Origin of the sequence: Mycoplasma miroungirhinis, assembly GCF_013008815.1 — a bacterium.
Taxonomy (GTDB): Bacteria; Bacillota_I; Bacilli_A; order Mycoplasmatales; family Metamycoplasmataceae; genus Metamycoplasma; species Metamycoplasma miroungirhinis.
Map to the genome: position 1 here is coordinate 175,714 of NZ_CP053097.1, position 20,840 is coordinate 196,553.

The window sequence follows — 20,840 nt, forward strand, 5'->3', positions numbered from 1 at the left end:
AAAAAACAACAAATAAATGATTTTATGTGTTTATTTATTTGTTGTTATTTGAGAAAATGTTTTAAAGTTTGTTTTTGACACTTCTTTTAGTTTTTCTTGACCATATATTTTTAAAAATTTCTTTCCAAATTCTATAACACTAGAACTTGCACCTAATGGAAAATGCATATGATATTTTTGATCTTGTTTCTGCATTTCTATTAATAAATAGTATCTAGCTAAAATACTTGCACATGCAACACTTAATATTTTATCTTCAGCCTTAGTTTCAAAATTTACTGGATATTTAGGAATAATAAATGTATTTAATATTTTTGAAAGTTTGTCTTCATATTTTTTAATTGAATTTAAAGTGGAAAATTGGTCTATAAATGCTTGTTTATCAATTTCTTTTTGGAGTTTATTAATGTTTAAATAATGATATATTAATTTAACTTCATTAGTATTAAAATTATTTGCTAGTTGATTATTTCCTTGTTGGGTTAAAATAGTTCCCGTAAATTTTGTTAATTTCATTATTTGGGGAGCTATTTCTAAAATTTTTTTATCAGTGATTTTTTTTGAATCTTTAACACCTAAATTTAAGATTTTTAAATAATTTTCAGGATAAATATAAGCTGCAACAAAAACTATTGGACTAAAAAAATCACCTACTCCAGTTTCATCACAACCAATATAATCTTCATTATTCTTCATTAAAATGATCTGCTCCAACGATTTGTAATCTTTCTTTATCTAATTCATCATGGAATTTTTTTGCTTTTTTAATATATTTATCGGGATTATTTAAAAATTTTTCCATAAAATAACCCACAGCTCCATCTTTATTTGTTTTATTTGATAAATCACTTGCTAATGCCTTAATATAAGCCTCTGCATTTGCAGGAGCCATTCCTACATTTGCAATTCTAAACATACTTGAATCATTAAAACTATCACCCATTGCAATAGTATCATCAATGTCAATATTATAATAACGCATAATTAAAGAAATCACATTTCCTTTAGTTACACCTATACTTGTAATATCAAAAACTGGTGTTAAACCTTCTCCTTTTGATCAACTTGAAAATTCACCTAAATCACCATATCTACGTTTTAGATAAATAAGTAATTCTTTTACATTAGTTTCAGGTTTAACATCAAAAACTATTCCAGTTGGTTTTAAAGGTAATTTAGTAAGTTCAATACTTTCTCTAAATTTAGTTGCATTACTAAAATTAAAAACTTTTTCTAAGGCTTCATCACGATATTTTAATTGAACTCAATCAGGTCCTTCAATTGCATAATTTGAAATTTCTTTTTCAACTTTAGGATCTCCTAAAATATATAAAACTTCATTTAAATCTAAATAACTAATAGTAGGAATAAAAAAAGGATCATTAGGAGAATGTATATGAGCACCATTATAATTACCTACAATTGAATTTAATCCTAATTTTTCATAAATATGTTTAGTTGATCTTCAAGGTCTTCCGGTAATAATTGAAACAATATGTCCTTCATTTACTGCTCTTTTAATTTGTTCTTCTGTTTTGGGATGAATAGCTCCTGTTGCACTATTTGCAAGTAAAGTTCCATCTAAATCAATTGCAAATAAAAATCTTCTTTGTTTTGAATTTCTTTCCATATTACTCCTTAAATATTTCTTAAATTATAAATGAAAGTTCCTAAATATAAGTTATTTTATAAAATAAAATAAAATTTCTACTTTAAAAAATAGGTAATTAATTTATAATTTTAATTATGATTAATATAGTTTTATACGAACCTGAAATAAGTCCAAATACAGCAAATATTATTCGCACATGTTTTAGTACCAATACAAAATTACATATTATAAGACCGATTGCCTTTGATTTACATCCACACTGAATGAAAAGAGCTGCAGCTGGTCGTTTTTTAAGTGATATAGACCATGAAATTCATAATTCATATAATGATTTTGTAAAAAAATATGGTAATAAAAATATTTATTATATTACTCGTTATGGATTAAAAACTTATACTGATATTAACTTTAAAAAAGAAGTTAAACAAAGTTCAGAAATATGATTAATGTTTGGAACAGAAAGTACTGGAATACCTAAAAAAATATTACAAACTAATATAAATAATTGTCTAAGAATACCAATGACAGCATCTGCTCGAAGTATTAATTTAGCAAATAGTGTGATTGTGATTTTATATGAAGTTTTAAGACAACTTGATTTTGCTAATTTATCAAAATTTGAAGTACAAAAAACTAAAAATTATTTATTAAAAGAGGATTAGTGGCTAAATATTCAGTAGAACAAATTCAAAAACATAAATTTAATGCAGCTTTAAATGGATATAATCCTGAAGAAGTTGATATATTTATTGATGAATTAATTGAAGATATTATTGAATATCAACAAATTATTGCTAAATTACAAACAAAGTAGGTAAAAATGATTAACTGATTTCCAGGACATATGAAAAAAGCTTTTGACATTATCAAACAAAAAGAATCTTTGTTTGATATGTTTTTAATAGTTTTAGATAGTAGAGTTCCGATTTCATCTTATAATTACGAATTTGATAAAATTGCACCACATAAACCAAGAATTTTTGTTTTTTCTAAAACAGATTTAACCAATTTAAATCGTTTTAATGAACTAAAACAACATTACAATAACGAAAATGATATTTTAGTGAGTGTAAATTTAAAAAATGTTAATAAATCATATAATGTACTTATTCAAGCTATTAAAAAAGTAACAAATAATATCTCAAAACAAAACTTAAAAAAAGGATATAAAACTCCACCTCCTAAAATTGGAGTTTTAGGTATTCCTAATAGTGGGAAAAGTACATTAATAAATATTTTAGCTCAACAAAAAGTAGCTAAAGTAGGTAATGAAGCAGGTATTACTAGACGAGAACAATGAATAAATTGTAAAGATCAATTTTTTGTTTTAGATACTCCTGGATTACTTTGACCTAAATTTGATAATCAAGATACAGCAATAAAACTAGCTATTATCGGTTCTATTAAAAAAGATAGTATAGATTTAAAAGAATTTACTTATGAAGCATATAAATTAGTAAGTAAATATAAACCACAAGTATTTAAAGATTTAAATTTAGAAGTTGCAGAAAGCGAAGAAAAAATTTATGAAAATATTATTTTGTTAGCACGAAATAAAAAATTTATTAATAATGATAAAACAATACAATTTCATCGAGTTTATGTTTTCTTAGTAAATTATTTTAAAAATTTAGATAATGTTATATATGATTAGGAGTTTTATGAATTTAGATAATGAATTAGAAGATAAAAATGAGGTAAAATTTAATTTTTTACCGATTAAAGAAAATTTAAATTATCTTTCTATTGGGGATGAATTTTCAGGTGGATTTAACTCTAAATTTGGATTTTTGAGCTTAGGTAAATTTTATAAACATGAAAATAAAGTTACAGGTTTAAGTTATCCTGCTTTTTTTGCGAGAATTATTCATAATTTAAATGCAAAATATTTAAAAGATTTTGATAATTTTAGTTTTCCAAATATAAAAATTAAACAATACATTGAATTAATAGAACATAATAATTTAAGTGATGAAACTAAAAATATTTTGCATTTTGCTAATGTTTTTAATAATGAAGAAGCGAATCCATTTATTGAACAATACGATAATTACTGAAACGATATAAAAAACATCCAAACTAAAGTTAAACAAGCTAATTTAATTACTATAAATTTAGGTATGCATGATTGAATTAATTTTTTTCCTCTTCAAGATGTAAAAAATCTCTATAGTCAACAAACAAAAGAAAACATTCAACACATACTTGAACAACTTCATAGTTCTTTAAAATTAAGAGCAACTAAAATTACAAAATATATTGAAAATTTAATTAATGTTATTAAATCTTATAATCCAAGAACTAATATTGTCGTAATGGGTTATTCAAAACCTCTAATTCATTTTGAAAATGTTCTAAATGAAACTCTGTTAAAAACTAAAATAAAAGATGTTTCAATTATAAATATGTTTATGTTTTATTTAAATTCTGCATTAAAAACAGCAGCTAATAAAAGTTGCTGTATGTATATTGATAATAATGATTTAGACTTTGCAACAAAACATAAAGATTTTTTATATGAATCATATTTTGATATTCATCCTAGTGAAAAAATGTATAAATTTATTGCTCAAAATATGGTAATAAAACTAGGTTTAGATAATAAATTTGTTTTTGAATCTTATAAAAATAATAATCAAAAAGTTTTATCTTATTTAAGAACTATTAATGAATATAAAAAAGATTATTTATCACATAGAAAAATATTAAATTTAGGTGAAGATTTATCAATTTTAGTGAGGGTATTAGGTATCAATCGTAGTGATAATTTATTTTTAGATGATTATTATGAAGATGAAAAAAAGGATATTTTAAAACAACAAAATCAAATTTCTTGATATGTTAGTCATTTAGAAAAAGATTTAAATTTAAATATTAAACAACTTATTATTCAATTCATTAAATCTAAATTTTATTCTCAAAATGAAATATATAAAACTAAAGATCTACTTTTAAATTATTTACAAGAAAAAAAATGAGCACAACAAATAATTTTACATATTTTATCAGGTAATGCAGTTAATAATTTTTTCATTGCATTACAAAATAATTTAAATTCTTATCGAAAATTTAATGCTAGTTTTTATATTTCAGATTTAAAAAATGCAAAAAATAATACTATAAAAAATCAAAAATTAATTTATGCAATCGTAAAGAACTTATTAAGTGCTTCTTTTATTCATGAATCAAAAAATGAATTAAAACAAATTAACTATACTTTTTTAACTGAAATTTTAAATACTAATTTACTTGAAACATTAGTAAATCATAAATTAGATGAAAGATATAAATATATTCGTAATTATTTATCTAAACAAGATATTTTTAGAGAATTTGCTGATTTTTTATTTATGAATCTAACTATTAATTTAAAAAATTATTCTGAGCTTAATACTTTTGATCAAGCATGAGAAAAATGACTAATTTTAAATCATTATAAAATCATTTATTATATTGATAAAATCATTAGTGAAGTTAGTCGTAAAGAAAATAAAAAACAAACCATTGAATTTATTAAGTTAAGTATTTTATTAGCTCACAAAATTCCTGAAAATAACAATTTAGATACAAAAAAATTAGAACTAAAAATTGATAATATCATTTGATTAGCTAATGAACATAAAGAAATATTAAATAAGTATTTAAAAATATTACTTAAAGAATTTCAAACCTTTAGTATTTATGATTATATTTTTTCAAATACCAAAGGAGAAACTAAAAAAGAATTTACACTGAAATTATTTAAAAAAATCAGATATATTAACGTATTAAGAAAATTTATAATTGCTATATTGAGTTTACAAATAGAAATAAAAAGTTTAAAAAAACAACAAAAATTACAAAGCGAGAATAAATAATGAAAGTATATTCAAAATCTATTAATATTTATAATGTTTTAAATCCTAATCATTCTTTAATTTCAACTTTTTCACCTCATTTAGGTTGAGATGAAGTAAAAAATGCTAAAAGTTATGCAATTTTAATGATTGATCATGAAGCTGCTGGTGTAGTGGGTCTTAGTTTTGTACATTGAGGTATTTTTAATATAAAAGATAATTTTATTGCTGAAAATAGTTCTATTCTTAAAGATAAAAACTATTTTCAAATTGAAAACTCTTTATCAATTAAACCCCAAAATCCAATTTTAGATCATAATTATTTAAAAATAAATGCAAATATGTATACAGGACCTTTTCCTCCTGATCAAGATCATGTGTATATTTGTCGTGTTTTTGCTTTGGATTTTGAAGATGTTAGTGATTATTGAGATACAACAAAACCTATGTATATAGGTGACTTTTGAGAAATTATAAATGATCATACAATTGATCAAGGTGTTTTAACATTTTCTAGCCCACAAGCTTATATTGAAGATAATATTAATTATCAAAAAGAAGCCTCAACACACGGTTTATTTTATGTATATAATGAACATGATGAAATTTCTACTTTAAAAGTCAATATTAAAGATATGTTAGTTGATGAAAATATTTATTATTTATCCAAACCTTATTATTTTGATGATGAAACAATTCAAAAAACAAATTTTAAAATTTCAACTCCACAAATTAAAATTAAAAATCCTAAAAATATTAAAGAATATGCAATATTTATTTATGATTCCAATTCTTTTGATGAATGAGGATTAGTTACTAATGAATATTGTTGTTTAGGGATAAAAGCACAAAACAGTGATTGAACATTATTAAATAAAGATGATTTAATTAAAGCTGATAAAAACAAAATTTTTATTAAAAATTCTTATTATAATCATTCACAAATTCCTGAAAAAATAAAGAAATTATTTCAATTAAAAAACCATTCTTGATCCTTATTTAAATCAAAAAAAATGGCTTCATCTGAAAAATTTCACTGAATGGAAATTTATGCATTAGATCAAAAAATAATTGATAAAGATAAAATAAATGACATAGCTGATGCTTATCGTCATATAAAAAATAAAGTTATAGCTGAAAAAATTATTCGCTTCAAATTAAAATAATTAAGATGTTACACAACATCTTTTTTATATTTTATTTTTAATTTTAATATTTTTATTCAAAATAAACATAGTAAAAAAGGTAAGAAAAAACCAATAACTAAAAACAAAATGTTTAAAATGATTTTTAATGATAATTTTGTTCCATAATAAAAAAATGGATGAATAAAGTCTAAAAAACCATAAATAACAATTGCATTTTCTTGATTATATTTTAAATAATATGTTAAGTAATACAAAATAAACGCAAAGATTAAATAACTTATGACATATATAACTACATAATATTTATCATTTTTATGAAATTTTAGTTGCTCTTTTCATATAAATGCAAATAAAAAACAAATAACAGGATTAATGAAATGTGTTTGTAAAGATTTATATGATTCAAAAATATTTTTTCAATTAGCTTGTCACGAAATTAATGTTCAAAAAATTAAAAATGTAATGGACATTAATACAATTGAATGAAAAAATACACGTTTTATTTTAGCATTATTTGGTTTTAAAGACATAATTAATAATGTGGTTAAAGAAAATATATTAGTTATATTTGTAAAATAAAATAAATTAGCATATCTTAAAAAAATATTTTCTAATCCTTGGTATTTTGTATTATTATCAATTTTAGTTTCATCAATTAAAGCAATATAAATTGTAATTATTAAAATTGTTAAAATTAAAAACAAGGATGCAGCAATTATGGTTATTAATCGTCTATTTTGTTTAATTTTTGTTGAAAAATAACTGGTTTTTGTGTTCATAATGATAAATTATACTAAAAATAAAAAATACAATCATAAGATTGTAAATTTCTAAAATAAGTTACCTAATCCACCAATATTACCTAAATTAAATCCACCTCTACCGCTAGACATTTCTTTCATTTGTTTTGACATTCTTTCATAATCAGTTAAAAGTAAATTATATTCACGAGATGATCTACCTGAACCTTTTAAAATTCTTTGTTTTCTTTCCGCTATTTTTAGTAATTTAGGATTTTTTCTTTCTTGTTTAGTCATTGAATTAATTAAAATTTGGTATGTTGTAAATTTTTGTTCTGCGCTATTGATTTGCTCTTCATTAATTTTATTTGCTAATCCTGGAATCATTTTAATTATTTTAGTCATTTTACCTAATTTTTTAATTTGTGACATTGTATCCATTAAATCATCTAAACTAAATTGACCAGATAAAAATCTTTGCGATAATTTTTTGGCTTTATTTTCATCAATATTGTTTTCAGCTTGTTCAATTAAACTTAAGACATCACCCATTCCTAAGATTCTATTTGCCATCCTATCAGGATGAAAAATTTCTAAACCAGAAATTTTTTCACTTGTTCCAATAAATAAAATTGGAATATGTAACAAGTGAGTAATACTTAGTGCAGCCCCACCACGAGCATCAGAATCTAATTTAGTAATAATTATCCCATTAACTTTTAATTTTTCATTAAAAGTATTTGCAACATTAATTACATCTTGACCACTCATTGCATCAATTACTAAAAAGATGTAATCAGGATTTGTTATTTTTTTAATTTTTATTAATTCTTCCATTAAATTTTCATCAATTGACAGACGTCCTGCAGTATCAATTATAATTGCATCATTTTGATTTTGTTTTGCTAATGTTATTGAATTTTGTGCAATTTCTACTGCATTATTAATATTTTGACTAAAAAAATCAGTATTAATTTGTTTTGCTAAACCTTCAAGTTGATCTCGAGCAGCAGGACGATAAATATCAGCACCAACTAAAAGTGGATTTTCAATAATTTTTTTCTTTCTTAAATATGCTGCTAATTTTGCAGTTGTAGTTGTTTTTCCACTACCTTGTAAACCAATCATTAAAATTGTAAGTGGTTTTTTTGTTACTTCAATTGATATAGTTTTTTTACCTAAAATATTAATTAATTCTTCACTAAAAATTTTAATAACTGTTTGTTGAGCGTTTAAATTTCCTATTTTTCCGCTTTCTAAGATTTTTCTTTTTACTTCTTTTGTAAAACTTTTTACAACTTCTAAATTAACGTCAGCTTCAAGTAAAGATAATTTAATTTCTCTTATAATTTCAGTTATATCATCTTCAGTTATGATAGTTTTTTTATTCATTTTTTCAATTGATTTTTGTATTTTATTACCTATAAAGTCAAACATATTTAAATTATATATAAAACAAAAAAATCTTTGTTAAATAAATAGTTTAGATTGGGTTTTTGAAGAAAAATTCAGTTTTTTAAAAGAAATATTTAAAAAATATAACTTATTGAACGAAAAAATTATATCTATGATATAATATAAAATTATTTTGCTAACGAGGTAATATGTTAAATAAAGATAAAAATATTCAAGAAATAATTAATCATTTAAAAGTATCAGGATTTGTATATCAAGATTCTGAAATATATGGAGGGGTAATTAATACATGAGATTACGGACCTCTTGCTACTAATATGTTAAATGCTTTAAAAAATCAATGAATTCAAAGTTTTATTTTTGATGAAGAAAATAATTATCAAATTGATTCAAAAATAATAATGAATCCAATGGTTTGAAAAGCTAGTGGACATTTAGATAATTTCAGTGATTTTTTGATTGAAAATAAAATTAATCAAAAAAGATACCGTGCTGACCATATTTTAAAAGATCTTTTTAAAGATTTAGATGTGGAAAAAATGACTTTTGAAGAAATGGAACATAAAATCAAACAAGAAGTTTTAGAATATGATGGAGTTAAGTGTGATTGAACAGACATTAGACCTTTTAATTTAATGTTTAAAACTCAAGCTGGTGCAATTGATAATACAGCAAGTACAACATATTTAAGACCAGAAACTGCACAAGGAATTTTTTTAAATTTTAAAAATGTATTAAGAACTATGAGACCTAAATTACCTTTTGGAATAGGTCAAATTGGAAAAAGTTTTCGTAATGAAATAACACCTAGAGATTTTATTTTTAGAACTAGAGAATTCGAACAAATGGAATTAGAATTCTTTTGCTTTGAAAATCAAGATGAATTTTTTTACAAATATTACATTGATAAATGTCATAACTTTTGTTTAAAAAACGGTTTAAAAGCTGAATCAATTAGAATAAGAACTCATGAAAAAGAAGAATTAAGTCATTATTCAAAAGGAACTACTGATATTGAATTTTTATTTCCATTTGGTTGAGGAGAATTAATGGGAATTGCTAATCGTGGAAATTATGATTTAAATCAACATATCAAATTTTCAAATGAAAACTTATCTTATTTAACAGAAAATAACGAACATATTGTTCCATATGTAATTGAACCTTCTATGGGTCTAGATCGTTTATTATTTGCTATTTTAGTTGATGCATATGAAGTAGAAACATTAGAAAATAATGATCAAAGAATTATTTTAAAAACAACATATAAAATATGTCCATATCAAGTTTGTGTTATGCCACTGGTTAAAAAACTTAATGACCATAGTAAAGAAATTTATAAACACTTAAAATCAAAAGGTATTCGTGTTTCATATGAAGAATCCGGTTCTATTGGAAAACGTTATCGTAGACAAGATGCAATTGGAACGTATTTTTCAATTACTTTTGACTATGATTCACTAAATGATAACAAAGTAACGATAAGAAATCGAGATACAATGCAACAAACAAGAATTGATATAAGAGATATTGAATTATATTTAGAAAGATATAATGATAGATAATCATCAAAATATTTGAAAAACTATATTAAGTACAACAAATATTGTTGATGTTATCTCTGAATATTGTAATTTAGTAAAATCAGGAAAAAATTATAAAGCCAATTGCCCTTTTCACAATGAAAAAACATCTTCATTTATTGTAAGTCCTGAAAAACAAATATTTACTTGTTTTGGTTGTCATAAAACTGGTAATGCAATCAAATTTTTAGAATACAGATTAAATTTAACACCAATTGAAGCATTAAAAAAATTAGCATTAAAACTTAATGTTGATATTGCTAAAATTGATAAATTTAAATCAAATGAAACTCAAGAACAAACTGAACTTTTTGAAGCAACTGAAGCTGCAAATAATTTATTTCAATACCAGTTTCATAAATATAAAAATATTGATAGTAATTTAATTAATGTAATTTCGAAACGACAAATTTCAACTGATATTCAAAATCATTTTGTTCTAGGATTTAGTTCAAATGAGATTAATGCATTTGATTATTTGCAAAATAAAGGTTTTGATGAATTTGTTTTATCAAAAATATCAATTTCAAGTTCAACAAATAAAAATATCAATTTTTTTAATAATCGATTAATGTTTCCAATTTATGATGCAAATTTAAATTGTGTTGGTTTTAGTGCAAGAACAATTGATAATGATAATGTTAAATATTTAAATACTTCAGAAAATGACATTTTTAAAAAACAATCTTTATTTTTTAATTGAAATAATGTTAAAGAAAATATCGCAATTAATAAAGATGTTTATTTAGTAGAAGGACAATTTGATGTTATTGCACTTTATAGAATAGGAATAAATAATGCTTTAGCAGTAATGGGAACATCACTAACAGAAAATCATTTATCAATGTTAAAAAAATGTACAATAAATTTATTTTTTGATGGTGATACAGCAGGTAAAGTAGCAACGATAAAAAATTTAAAAATAATTTTAAAGAATTTACAAAAATATGAATTAAATGTCAAAATTGTTCAAAATAATAGTCAAAATGATCCTGATGAAATTTATTTTTCATCCCCTGATGGTGCAAAATTAAAAGAAATAACAGAAAATAAAGTAGGTTATTTAGATTATATTTATAATTTAATATTCGAAAATTCTAATTATGATACATCGCTTGAACACAAACAAATACTTTTAAAAGAATTTAATGATTTTTTAAAAATTTTAAACCCATATGATCAAGAAATTTTAAAACAAAAAGCTGTTTTACAAAATAAATTAGATATTAATTATTTTAAAAACTTCCAATCAACACATTTTAATAACTTTTATTCAAATAACCTAATAATAAATAATCAAAACGATTTACAAAAAAGAAAATTCAATAAATTTAGAATAAGAAAAGACACTCCAAAATCAGATTTCTATCGTTTAGTAAATTTTACAATAACAAAAACATTAACTGATAATAATTATTATCATAAATTACGTAGTGTTATTTTAAAAAAAGGTAAAAAATGACAAAAAGCAATTTTAGAATTGAATAATCCTAAAAAAAATAAAAATATTAGAATTTCAATGACTAAAGAAAATAAATGAAATACTGACAAATTTACTCGTGATTTAAAGGAATTTATTAAAATATTAGATCCCAATGAAAAATTAGATGAAGTTCAATTTAAAGATAATTTACTAAAATTAAAAGATTTTTATAGTAATGAAAATAAAATGTGAGAAGAAGATTTTAATGAAATTAATATTAATATTAATGATGAAGAAGTAATTGATAAACTTATAACAATAATTGAAAAAAAACAATAACATAGTATTAAGGAAGCTAAAATGAGTACAATAAAAGAAGATGAACAAAAATCAGTTAGAGACCTAATAAAAGCATTTAAAAAATTATTAAAACAAAAACAAAAAATTGATAAAGATAAACAAACTTTAACGCATGAAGACATTTATAAATTTTTAGATGATAATAAGTTATTTTTAGATGCTGATGAAAGTGTGGAAATTTTTGATCTTTTAATTCAAGAAAACTTATTAGAAGATAATCTTCTAGAAGATGATGAAGAAGAAATTACTGAAAGCGATTTAGAAGATGGTTTTCAAAAATATACAGAACCTGAAAAATTAGATTTAGATGAAATTGATCCTTCAGAATTTGAAGCTACAGAGGAATTAGAAGATGATTCAGAATTAAATATTGATGAATTTCATGATGATTCTACTGTAAAAAAAGATGAAGATGATGATACATTAGATGCAGATTTTTATGATGATACTGAAAAATATGTTGAATTTGAAGAATCTAATGATGATTATGAAGATGATGATGTTGTTAATTTATTAAAAGATTATGACGATGATGAAGATTATTATGATAAAGATTCAATAGAAGATGATTCACTTTCTAATAACCTTTCTGAAACAAATGATATTGTTAAATGATATATGCGTTGAATCGGTAAATATGGAAAATTACTAACTCCTAAAGAAGAAAAAGATTTAGCAATTAAAATGGAAAAAGCTTTACAAGAAGGAAATGACAGAAAATACAAAAAAGCACGTAGTACATTAATAAATCGTAATTTACGTTTAGTAATTAATAATGCAAAACGTTATAAAAATCGTGGATTAAGTTTTATTGATCTAATTAGTGAAGGAAATGCTGGTATATTAAAAGCAGTTGATAAATATGATTATCATAAAGGATTTAAATTTTCAACTTATGCAACATGATGAATTCGTCAAGCAATAACTAGAGCTGTTGCAGATCAAGCTCGTACAATAAGAGTTCCAGTGCATATGGTAGAAACAATTAATAAAATCATTAAAATTGAACGTGAATTACAACAAGAAAATGGAAATACACCAACTGATGAAGAAATCGCAACACGTTATGGTGGTGATATGGATGCTGAAAAAGTTAGATATATTAGAAAAATCAATATTGATCCTATTTCATTAGATAAATCAATTGGTAAAGAAGAAAATTCTAATTTTAGTGATTTTGTTAAAGATGAAAGTGTGATTAATCCAGTTGATTTTTCATCACAAGAAGAATTATCTTTAATAATAGATGATATGCTTGAAAATTTAGATGATGAAGAAGATAGAATTTTAATTAGAAAACGTTATGGTGTGGGTAAAGACGAAAATGGTATTCCATATAGAGCGTACACATTAGATGAACTAGCTCGTGAAAAAGGAATTACAAAAGAAAGAGTTAGACAAATCGAAACAAAGATTTTAAGGAAATTAAAACATCCACAAAAACGTAAAAAATTAAAAGATTTTTTTACTAGTTAACATGAGAATTAAACATTTAATTGATAATTTATCTCATGATATCGATTTAAGTCTTAAAGAATCATGAGATCCAGTTGGTTTTTCTATTCCTTTAGCAGGTAAAAAAAATCTAAAAAATGTTTTAATTTGTCATGATATTACTTCAAATGCTCTAAAAGTTGCACTTAAAAATCAATGCAATTTAATAATTTCACATCATCCCTTTATTTTTTATCAAAAACTAAAAGATTTTAAAATTTACCCATACAAGAAAAAACTTTATAATCTTTTAAAAAAACACAAAATTAATACTTATAGTTTTCATACTGCATTTGATAAAACTAATTTTTTCACTGTTAGAGGTATTTTAAAACTTTTAGATTTAGATGATAAAAATTACATACAATTAAATAATTCATTTGCATTGAAAATAAATTTTAATAAAACATTTTTAGAACTTATTAATTTATTAAAAGACAAAGCAAAAATTAAACATATACAAACTAATATTAAAAAAGAAAATTTAGATAAAAAAATTGCTAATTTTGTGTTATTTCCAGGTTCAGGTTCAGTAGAAGATATAAATAATTTAAAAAATGAAGCTGATTTAATTATTACAAGCGATGCAAAATGAAGTGATTTTATTAATTATGATGAAATGAAAATTAATGTAATTAATGTTTCTCATAATTTAGAAAAAGGTTTTATTTATACTATGGTAGAATTACTAGAAAAATATCTAGATGAAAGTCAAATTTTTAGTATTTTCGAAGAAGATAAATTTTATAATATTTAAGGAGTAATTATGATTAAATTAGGAAGTCATATTTCATTTAAATCACCTAATTATCTATTAAGTGCAGTTGAAGAATCAATTCGCAATAATGCAAATTGTATGATGATATATTTAGGAGCACCACAAACGTCAAAACGGGTAGCTAAGGAACTTTATAATTTATCTGAATATACTAAAAAATATAGTGAATTAATAAAACCAGAAGATATTGTTGTGCATGCTCCATATATTGTTAATCCATCTAATCCAGATAAAGCTTTATTTGCTATTAATTTTTTAATTGAAGAAATCAATAGAATGAATTATATTGGAGCTAAATATTTAGTATTACATCCAGGAGCATATACAAAATTTTCTTTACAAGAAAGTTTAGAAACATTAATAAATTCTTTAAAACAAATAATTTCTTTAACAAAAGATGTTGTTATTTGTTTAGAAACTATGAGCGGAAAAGGAACAGAAGTATTTACTAATTTTAAAGATATTAAATATGTTTTAGATACATTAAATAATGAACGTATTCAAATGTGTTTAGATACATGTCATATTTGAGACGCAGGTTATAATATAAAAGATTATGATAATTTTAAAAAACAACTAAAAGACTTTGATTTGTTAAAATATATCAAAGTTATTCATTTAAATGATTCATTAAATGATTTAAATTCTCATAAAGATCGTCATGCAAATATTAATAAAGGATATATTGGATTAAAAACATTACAAAAATTTGTTCATGATATTGATTTTGATAATATTCCTATTATTTTAGAAACACCTGTTCCGCCACAAGGTCCAATTTATGATCTAGAAATAGCTATGCTATTAAAACAATAAAATTAAATTGAAAATGGTTTTTTAATTTATAATATAAAAGATATTTACTAAAATAAGGTAATAAGTAGGAGGAAATATGCCAAGAGAAGGATTAATTTTAAGATGTGAACAATGTAAAATGGAAAATTACATTACAAAGAAAAATAAAAAATTACACCCTGAAAAAATAGAAACTAAAAAATATTGCCATAAATGCAATGATCATACAAATCACAAAGAAAAAAAATAATAAGGACATAAAATGTTAAAAGAAGAACTATTAAAGTCTTTTGATGAATATAATATTGATGCAATTATTTCAGAAGCACCTGAAACAAGACTATGAATGGCTGAAGTAGCAACCACAGATGGTTATTTAGTAATTGAAAAAGAATTGGCTTATATATTTGTAGATGGAAGATACATTGAATATGTAACTAACAATGCTAAAAATGTTGAAGTTAAATTGTTAAAAGGTAACTCATTTAGTGAATTTTTAAAAGAAAAAAATTACAAAAAAGTAGGAATTGAAAAAGATTATCTAAAAGTTGAAACATTAGAGAATTTTCAAAAAATATTACCTGAAGCAGAATTTGTTTCTGTTGTTGGTCAACAATTTCGTATAAAAAAAGATTTACGTGAATCATCAATTATTGAAGAAGCATGTAAAATTTCACTTGATGCATTTAGCGAAGTTAAAAAATATCTAAAAGTAGGAATGACTGAAAAAGAAGTTAGTCATAAATTAGGGTATTTAATGAGACTTTTTGGTGCTGAAAAAGAATCTTTTGATTCAATTGTTGCTTTTGGTTCTAATGCTGCTGAACCACACCATCATCCAACTAATACACAACTAACTGATGGTGATATTATTAAAATTGATTTTGGTGCTGAATATTTAGGATGAGCAAGTGATATTACTAGAACATTTTTCTTTGGAACACCAAAAGATAAAAAATTAGTAGATATTTTAGAAATTGTAAAAGAAGCTCAACGTTTAGGACGTCAAGCTGTAAAACCAGGAATTACAACAACAGACATTGATAAAATTTGTCGTGATTATATTATAGAAAAAGGTTATGGTGAATACTTTACTCACTCAACAGGACATGGAGTAGGAATTAATGTTCATGAATTACCTTATGTCAATGCTTCTAAATCAACAGTTTTAGAACCTGGAATGATAATAACTGTTGAACCTGGAATTTATATACCGGGTCTAGGTGGTGCAAGAATTGAAGATACTGTTTTAGTTACAGAAAATGGTTCAAAAGTTTTAAGTCGTCCTGAAGAAAATAATTAAAGTGCATAAGCACTTTTTATTTACAAATTAAAAAGCAAAATGGTAAAATAATCATATGAAATTTATAGACGAAGTGAAAATAACCTTAAAAGCAGGAAATGGTGGAAATGGTTTAATTAGTTTTAGACGTGAAGCTCATGTTGATCGTGGAGGCCCTGACGGTGGTGATGGTGGAAAAGGTGGAGATATTTATTTTATAGGAGATAGCGGAATAAATACTCTTTTAAATTTTCATTACAAAAATAAAATTACTGCCCAAGATGGTGAAAACGGTAAAAGAAAAAATTCTTATGGTGCAAATGGTAAAGATACTTTTGTAAAAGTACCATTAGGTACATTAGTATATAATTATGATAATTTAATTGCAGATATAACAGAAACAAAATCATATTTAATCGCACAAGGTGGAAAAGGTGGAAGAGGTAATTTTAAATTTAAAACCTCTCGTAATACAGCACCAAGATTATCTGAAAATGGAGAATTAGGTCAACATTTAGAAATTAAATTAAGTCTAAAAGTTTTAGCAGATGTTGGGTTAGTGGGTAAGCCTAGTGCTGGAAAAAGTACTTTATTATCAAAAATTTCCAATGCAAAACCAAAAATAGCTGAATATGAATTTACAACATTAGTTCCACAATTAGGTCTTGTTAAATATTATGAAGATAGTTTTGTAGTTACTGATTTACCTGGTTTAATTAATGGTGCAAGTGGTGGTAAAGGTCTAGGAATTCAATTTTTAAAACACATTGAAAGATGTAAAATTTTATGTCATATTATTGATTTTGGTTCAAAAGATAAAAATCCTATTCAAGATTTTGAAGAAATTAATAATGAATTAATTAAATATAATATAAATCTTGAAAAAAGACCACAAATAGTGATTGCAAATAAATCTGACTTAGAAGATTTTAATTATCATAAACAATTATTTATTAAAAAATATCCAACTATAAAATTAATTGATTATAATTTTAATGCTTCTGAAGATACAAATTATTTACTCAAAAATGCAATATACAGTAAATTAAAAGAAGTAGAAAATATGTTAATAAATGAAGTAAATAAAAATGAAATCACAATTACATTAGATGAAGATGATTTTGAAATTATTAAAATTTCATTTGATACATATGAAATAAAAGGTAAAAAAATTAAAGAACTTTATAATCGTATTCCTTTAATTAGTTATGATAATTTAATGCGTTTTAATAATAAATTAAAAAACTTAGGTGTATGAGAAGAATTACTTAAAAAAGGGGTTGTTGCTGGTGATACTGTAAGAATTGAAAATTACGAATTTACATGAGATAATGAAAATTAGTTTTTTTTGATAAAAAAGAAAAAATCGTGTATAATTATAAAGCAACTTAAAATAATAAAACAATAATAGCGTGGAGAAGTAGCTCAGCTTGGTAGAGCACTTGACTTGGGCTCAAGCGGTCGCAGGTTCGAATCCTGTCTTCTTCACCATTTATGGGGGGGTAGCTCACCCGGCTAGAGCGCCTGCCTTGCACGCAGGAGGTAGTGGGTTCAAGTCCCATCCTCTCCACCATGGCTCTGTAGCTCAGTTGGTTAGAGCGTCCGGTTCATACCCGGAAGGTCAAGAGTTCGACTCTCTTCGGAGCCACCAATGAAATAGATTAGGACCTATAGCTCAGTTGGTTAGAGCAACCGGCTCATAACCGGTCGGTCACAGGTTCGAGTCCTGTTGGGTCCACCATGGGCAATTACCCAAGAGGCTGAAGGGAGCAGTCTTGAAAACTGCCAGGGGCTTCACGGCCCGCGGGGGTTCAAATCCCTCATTGCCCGCCATATATTTATAAAGTTGCATCACTACTTTATAAATACCTTATATAGCGGAGTGGAGCAGTCGGTAGCTCGTTGGGCTCATAACCCAAAGGTCATAGGTTCAAATCCTATCTCCGCAACCAAAATGGTCCAGTGGTAAAGTGGTTTAATACGTCTCCCTGTCACGGAGAAGATCGCGGGTTCAATTCCCGTCTGGACCGCCATGGCTCTGTAGCTCAGTTGGTAGAGCAACGGACTGAAGCTCCGTGTGTCGCTGGTTCGATTCCTGCCGGAGCCACCATATCAAGCTGATCGACCCCAAAATAGGGGTTTTTTATTTTTCTTTTTATCTTTATTTTTTGACAAAAAACTAATTTTGTGTGGGGATTTTTGCTAGTATTTGTATCAGTGACAATTTTTTTTCCTAATTTTTTCCTAATTTACATATAAATAGACAAAAAATGATTTTATAAACTTATAATAAAAGCGTGGATTAACAATAATCCCAATTGACTATTTTACACTATGAGGTAAATATGAAAATATCGGAAAACAGACTTATTGATAGTCTTACACGCACTTTATATTCTAGAATTATGGTATATAGACAACAGTGTGCACTATCAAAAAAACTATTTCATCAAGAAATAACAAACAATAAATTAAAAAGTCAAGATACAAAAGAACAAAGCAAATTTAAAACATATCTTCCTATTATGGATTATTTCAACGAAGGTTTAACCTTTGAAGAAAAATTAATATTCTTTAACGAAATATGAAATGTTAATCCAGATAAAAAATGATACGAAGAATATTTCTCTAAAACTACATATTATAAATATTTACACAATGTATTAGACAGTTTATGTATTTTTTTAAATGATTAATTACACATATAATCTAAACCAACATGAAACCATTAAAAATTATCGTGAAAATATTTATTTAAGAACTGAAACAAAAATCTTAGATGGTAGTTTAAATATTAATAATTTATTGAATTTAAAAATTAAAAGACATATTCACAATGATTCAACTATTTTAGAAATTAATTATAAGCATATAACAGATCAACAATTAGTTATAGGGGTATTTATAAATAATAAACCACTTCCAATTTCTAAAATATTTACAAATGAAATTAATTTCTCAATGATAACTGGATTAAACAAACTTCCTAAGTTTGATTTTGAAGAAGTAAATCACATTTCAGTTGTCGTTTATAAAGTTAATAATAACAAAATGACTGAATATTTGAATAGTCATATCGAAATTAGACATAATGAAATAAATAAAACATTTAATTTAGATAATGATCATCAATCTTTTGATATACCCTTAGAATTTGAATTTGAAATTTATAGCGGAAATTACGACCAAGTTAATGATGATAAAATCATTAAAAATATTAAATATGCACGCATTATCTTAATAAATGAAAAGTTAAATCCTTATAAATATTTTAAAAATATTTATTATATTGCTGCTAATATCGTTGATAAAAATAACAAAATATCAAAGATTCCCATAGCAAATTTATCAGATCTAAAAGCAAAAGTTACTGCCTTACCAGACATAACTGAAGCTATTGATTGCAATTTTGACTTATTAACTAATAATCAAAAATTTCAAAATTATGACATTGTCGGTAAATTAACATTAAATACTCATTCATATTATGATTTTAATTTAAATAAAACAATTCAAGGTTTTAATATTAATTCCCAAGATGGTTATATTATTCCGTATAACTTTAAAGGAATTTTTAGCCCTATATTAATACTTTCCATAAACAATAAATATAAAAATATCGTCATATCTAAGATATATAACATAAAACATCCACTATTAAATCCCACAGAAGGTAATATAAAATTAAAAATTTCAGAGGATGTAGAAATTAAAAATAGGTTAAATTGAATGTCATTTGATAATATTGCAATTTTAAACATTATTGAAAATCAATATACTTTAGACCAACTAGTGACCCTTTCACGAGAAGCATTTGACAAAATTGAAGAAAATAACGAAGTCATATAAAAAATTAATTTTTTTGGTTGCTGTTGTATTATCATTAGCAGGTATAATCACCTTAAGTGTAATTTATATTAAAAAAAACACACAAACTACTAATATAACACATATTAATAAATCACAAAAACAAAAAAATCAAGAAGAAAACAAAAAAACTCAACAAACAAAAGTAAAAGAAAACAATACAAATCCAATAATGAATCTCAGTTCTGAAAATATTTTTCCATCTGTAAATTTTAGTGATTATTATTCTAAAATAAAGATTATTAACTCTGAACCTATTATAGATGAAAACATGATAGCTTATATTATTCAAGATATTATCAAAAAACTGTCTGTAAATTATGGAAAAATTGATGTTGGCTATTTTCAACCTAAAAAGAACCAACTTCAATTAAAATTTGTATGAAAATCAGAAAATCAAATTATTTATAAAAATTATTTTTTTAATTTATACGATGAAAATTTAAAAAAATAATTACAATCAAAGTCATGAATTAAAATAAATTCATGGCTTATTTTTTTAAAAT

Annotated in this window: 20 protein-coding genes and 8 tRNA genes; 24 read left to right on the top strand and 4 right to left on the bottom strand. The window is 23.8% G+C overall.

The genetic code is table 4. The annotated features are described in order from the left end of the window. Positions 1 to 30 precede the first annotated feature (30 nt). A complete protein-coding gene (locus HLA92_RS00890; RefSeq protein WP_171112610.1) occupies positions 31 to 696 on the bottom strand; it encodes a ribonuclease HIII in 666 nt (221 codons plus the stop codon). Beyond that, the gene (locus HLA92_RS00895) at positions 686 to 1,630 is read right to left on the bottom strand and encodes a Cof-type HAD-IIB family hydrolase (RefSeq protein WP_171112613.1); all 945 of its coding nucleotides are present in this window, start codon (positions 1,628 to 1,630) and stop codon (positions 686 to 688) included. Before HLA92_RS00895 ends, HLA92_RS00890 begins: the two co-directional genes overlap by 11 nt. A 116-nt stretch (positions 1,631 to 1,746) precedes the next feature. Between HLA92_RS00895 and HLA92_RS00900 the strand changes: the two genes are divergently transcribed. Genes HLA92_RS00900 through HLA92_RS00920 form a run of 5 tightly spaced genes read left to right on the top strand, consistent with a single transcriptional unit; the run spans position 1,747 to position 6,614 of the window. Then, positions 1,747 to 2,274 carry a tRNA (cytidine(34)-2'-O)-methyltransferase gene (locus HLA92_RS00900; protein WP_171112615.1) on the top strand — a complete coding sequence of 176 codons (528 nt, stop codon included), beginning with the start codon at positions 1,747 to 1,749 and terminating at the stop codon, positions 2,272 to 2,274. After that, positions 2,274 to 2,426 carry a DivIVA domain-containing protein gene (locus tag HLA92_RS00905; protein ID WP_171112617.1) on the top strand — a complete coding sequence of 51 codons (153 nt, stop codon included), beginning with the start codon at positions 2,274 to 2,276 and terminating at the stop codon, positions 2,424 to 2,426. The genes HLA92_RS00900 and HLA92_RS00905 overlap by 1 nt, the downstream gene beginning before the upstream one ends. 6 nt (positions 2,427 to 2,432) lie before the next feature. Continuing rightward, positions 2,433 to 3,266 (top strand): ribosome biogenesis GTPase YlqF, encoded by an 834-nt coding sequence (gene ylqF / locus HLA92_RS00910; protein ID WP_171112619.1) that lies wholly within the window; start codon positions 2,433 to 2,435, stop codon positions 3,264 to 3,266. 7 nt (positions 3,267 to 3,273) lie between these two features. After that, entirely contained in the window at positions 3,274 to 5,469 is a 2,196-nt protein-coding gene (locus tag HLA92_RS00915; protein WP_171112621.1) for an SGNH/GDSL hydrolase family protein, read from the top strand. Then, a complete protein-coding gene (locus HLA92_RS00920) occupies positions 5,469 to 6,614 on the top strand; it encodes a YbhB/YbcL family Raf kinase inhibitor-like protein (protein ID WP_171112623.1) in 1,146 nt (381 codons plus the stop codon). The genes HLA92_RS00915 and HLA92_RS00920 overlap by 1 nt, the downstream gene beginning before the upstream one ends. Positions 6,615 to 6,622: 8 nt before the next feature. Here HLA92_RS00920 and HLA92_RS00925 read toward each other — a convergent pair whose 3' ends face one another. Continuing rightward, complete coding sequence (locus HLA92_RS00925; RefSeq protein WP_171112625.1) at positions 6,623 to 7,375, bottom strand: MAGa3780 family membrane protein; 753 nt, start codon at positions 7,373 to 7,375, stop codon at positions 6,623 to 6,625. 51 nt (positions 7,376 to 7,426) lie between these two features. Further along, entirely contained in the window at positions 7,427 to 8,773 is a 1,347-nt protein-coding gene (gene ffh / locus HLA92_RS00930) for a signal recognition particle protein (RefSeq protein WP_171112627.1), read from the bottom strand. Positions 8,774 to 8,940: 167 nt separating this feature from the next. Between ffh and HLA92_RS00935 the strand changes: the two genes are divergently transcribed. The 19 genes from HLA92_RS00935 (at position 8,941) to HLA92_RS01025 (ending at position 20,788) form a co-directional block, all read left to right on the top strand. Continuing rightward, complete coding sequence (locus tag HLA92_RS00935) at positions 8,941 to 10,317, top strand: glycine--tRNA ligase (protein ID WP_171112629.1); 1,377 nt, start codon at positions 8,941 to 8,943, stop codon at positions 10,315 to 10,317. Continuing rightward, positions 10,307 to 12,097, top strand: coding sequence for a DNA primase (gene dnaG / locus HLA92_RS00940; RefSeq protein ID WP_171112631.1), 1,791 nt, complete (start codon positions 10,307 to 10,309; stop codon positions 12,095 to 12,097). Before HLA92_RS00935 ends, dnaG begins: the two co-directional genes overlap by 11 nt. 21 nt (positions 12,098 to 12,118) lie before the next feature. Beyond that, positions 12,119 to 13,594: an RNA polymerase sigma factor gene (locus HLA92_RS00945; protein WP_171112633.1), complete on the top strand. Its 1,476-nt coding sequence runs from the start codon at positions 12,119 to 12,121 to the stop codon at positions 13,592 to 13,594. A 1-nt stretch (position 13,595) separates the two neighbouring features. Continuing rightward, on the top strand, positions 13,596 to 14,369 hold the full coding sequence (locus tag HLA92_RS00950) for a Nif3-like dinuclear metal center hexameric protein (protein ID WP_171112635.1): 774 nt from the start codon (positions 13,596 to 13,598) through the stop codon (positions 14,367 to 14,369). Positions 14,370 to 14,378: 9 nt separating this feature from the next. After that, the gene (locus tag HLA92_RS00955) at positions 14,379 to 15,206 is read left to right on the top strand and encodes a deoxyribonuclease IV (RefSeq protein WP_171112637.1); all 828 of its coding nucleotides are present in this window, start codon (positions 14,379 to 14,381) and stop codon (positions 15,204 to 15,206) included. A 76-nt stretch (positions 15,207 to 15,282) separates the two neighbouring features. Continuing rightward, entirely contained in the window at positions 15,283 to 15,435 is a 153-nt protein-coding gene (rpmG, locus tag HLA92_RS00960) for a 50S ribosomal protein L33 (protein WP_171112639.1), read from the top strand. Between the two features lie 12 nt (positions 15,436 to 15,447). Then, positions 15,448 to 16,488 carry an aminopeptidase P family protein gene (locus tag HLA92_RS00965; protein ID WP_171112641.1) on the top strand — a complete coding sequence of 347 codons (1,041 nt, stop codon included), beginning with the start codon at positions 15,448 to 15,450 and terminating at the stop codon, positions 16,486 to 16,488. A gap of 55 nt (positions 16,489 to 16,543) precedes the next feature. Then, the gene (obgE, locus tag HLA92_RS00970) at positions 16,544 to 17,809 is read left to right on the top strand and encodes a GTPase ObgE (RefSeq protein WP_171112642.1); all 1,266 of its coding nucleotides are present in this window, start codon (positions 16,544 to 16,546) and stop codon (positions 17,807 to 17,809) included. Positions 17,810 to 17,881: 72 nt separating this feature from the next. Then, positions 17,882 to 17,958 (top strand) — tRNA-Pro (locus tag HLA92_RS00975). A 5-nt stretch (positions 17,959 to 17,963) separates the two neighbouring features. Further along, a tRNA-Ala gene (locus HLA92_RS00980) sits at positions 17,964 to 18,040 on the top strand. A 1-nt stretch (position 18,041) separates the two neighbouring features. Beyond that, positions 18,042 to 18,118, top strand: a tRNA-Met gene (locus HLA92_RS00985). 13 nt (positions 18,119 to 18,131) lie between these two features. Further along, positions 18,132 to 18,208 (top strand) — tRNA-Ile (locus HLA92_RS00990). A gap of 1 nt (position 18,209) precedes the next feature. Continuing rightward, positions 18,210 to 18,300, top strand: a tRNA-Ser gene (locus tag HLA92_RS00995). Between the two features lie 43 nt (positions 18,301 to 18,343). Further along, a tRNA-Met gene (locus HLA92_RS01000) sits at positions 18,344 to 18,419 on the top strand. Positions 18,420 to 18,423: 4 nt separating this feature from the next. Beyond that, positions 18,424 to 18,500, top strand: a tRNA-Asp gene (locus HLA92_RS01005). 1 nt (position 18,501) lies between these two features. After that, positions 18,502 to 18,577: transfer RNA gene (locus HLA92_RS01010), tRNA-Phe, on the top strand. A gap of 295 nt (positions 18,578 to 18,872) precedes the next feature. Next, positions 18,873 to 19,163, top strand: a complete 291-nt coding sequence (locus HLA92_RS01015; RefSeq protein ID WP_171112644.1) for a hypothetical protein — start codon at positions 18,873 to 18,875, stop codon at positions 19,161 to 19,163. After that, complete coding sequence (locus tag HLA92_RS01020) at positions 19,156 to 20,316, top strand: MHO_1580 family protein (RefSeq protein WP_171112646.1); 1,161 nt, start codon at positions 19,156 to 19,158, stop codon at positions 20,314 to 20,316. The genes HLA92_RS01015 and HLA92_RS01020 overlap by 8 nt, the downstream gene beginning before the upstream one ends. Before the next feature lie 13 nt (positions 20,317 to 20,329). Then, positions 20,330 to 20,788, top strand: a complete 459-nt coding sequence (locus HLA92_RS01025) for an MHO_1590 family protein (RefSeq protein ID WP_171112649.1) — start codon at positions 20,330 to 20,332, stop codon at positions 20,786 to 20,788. Positions 20,789 to 20,840: the final 52 nt, after the last annotated feature.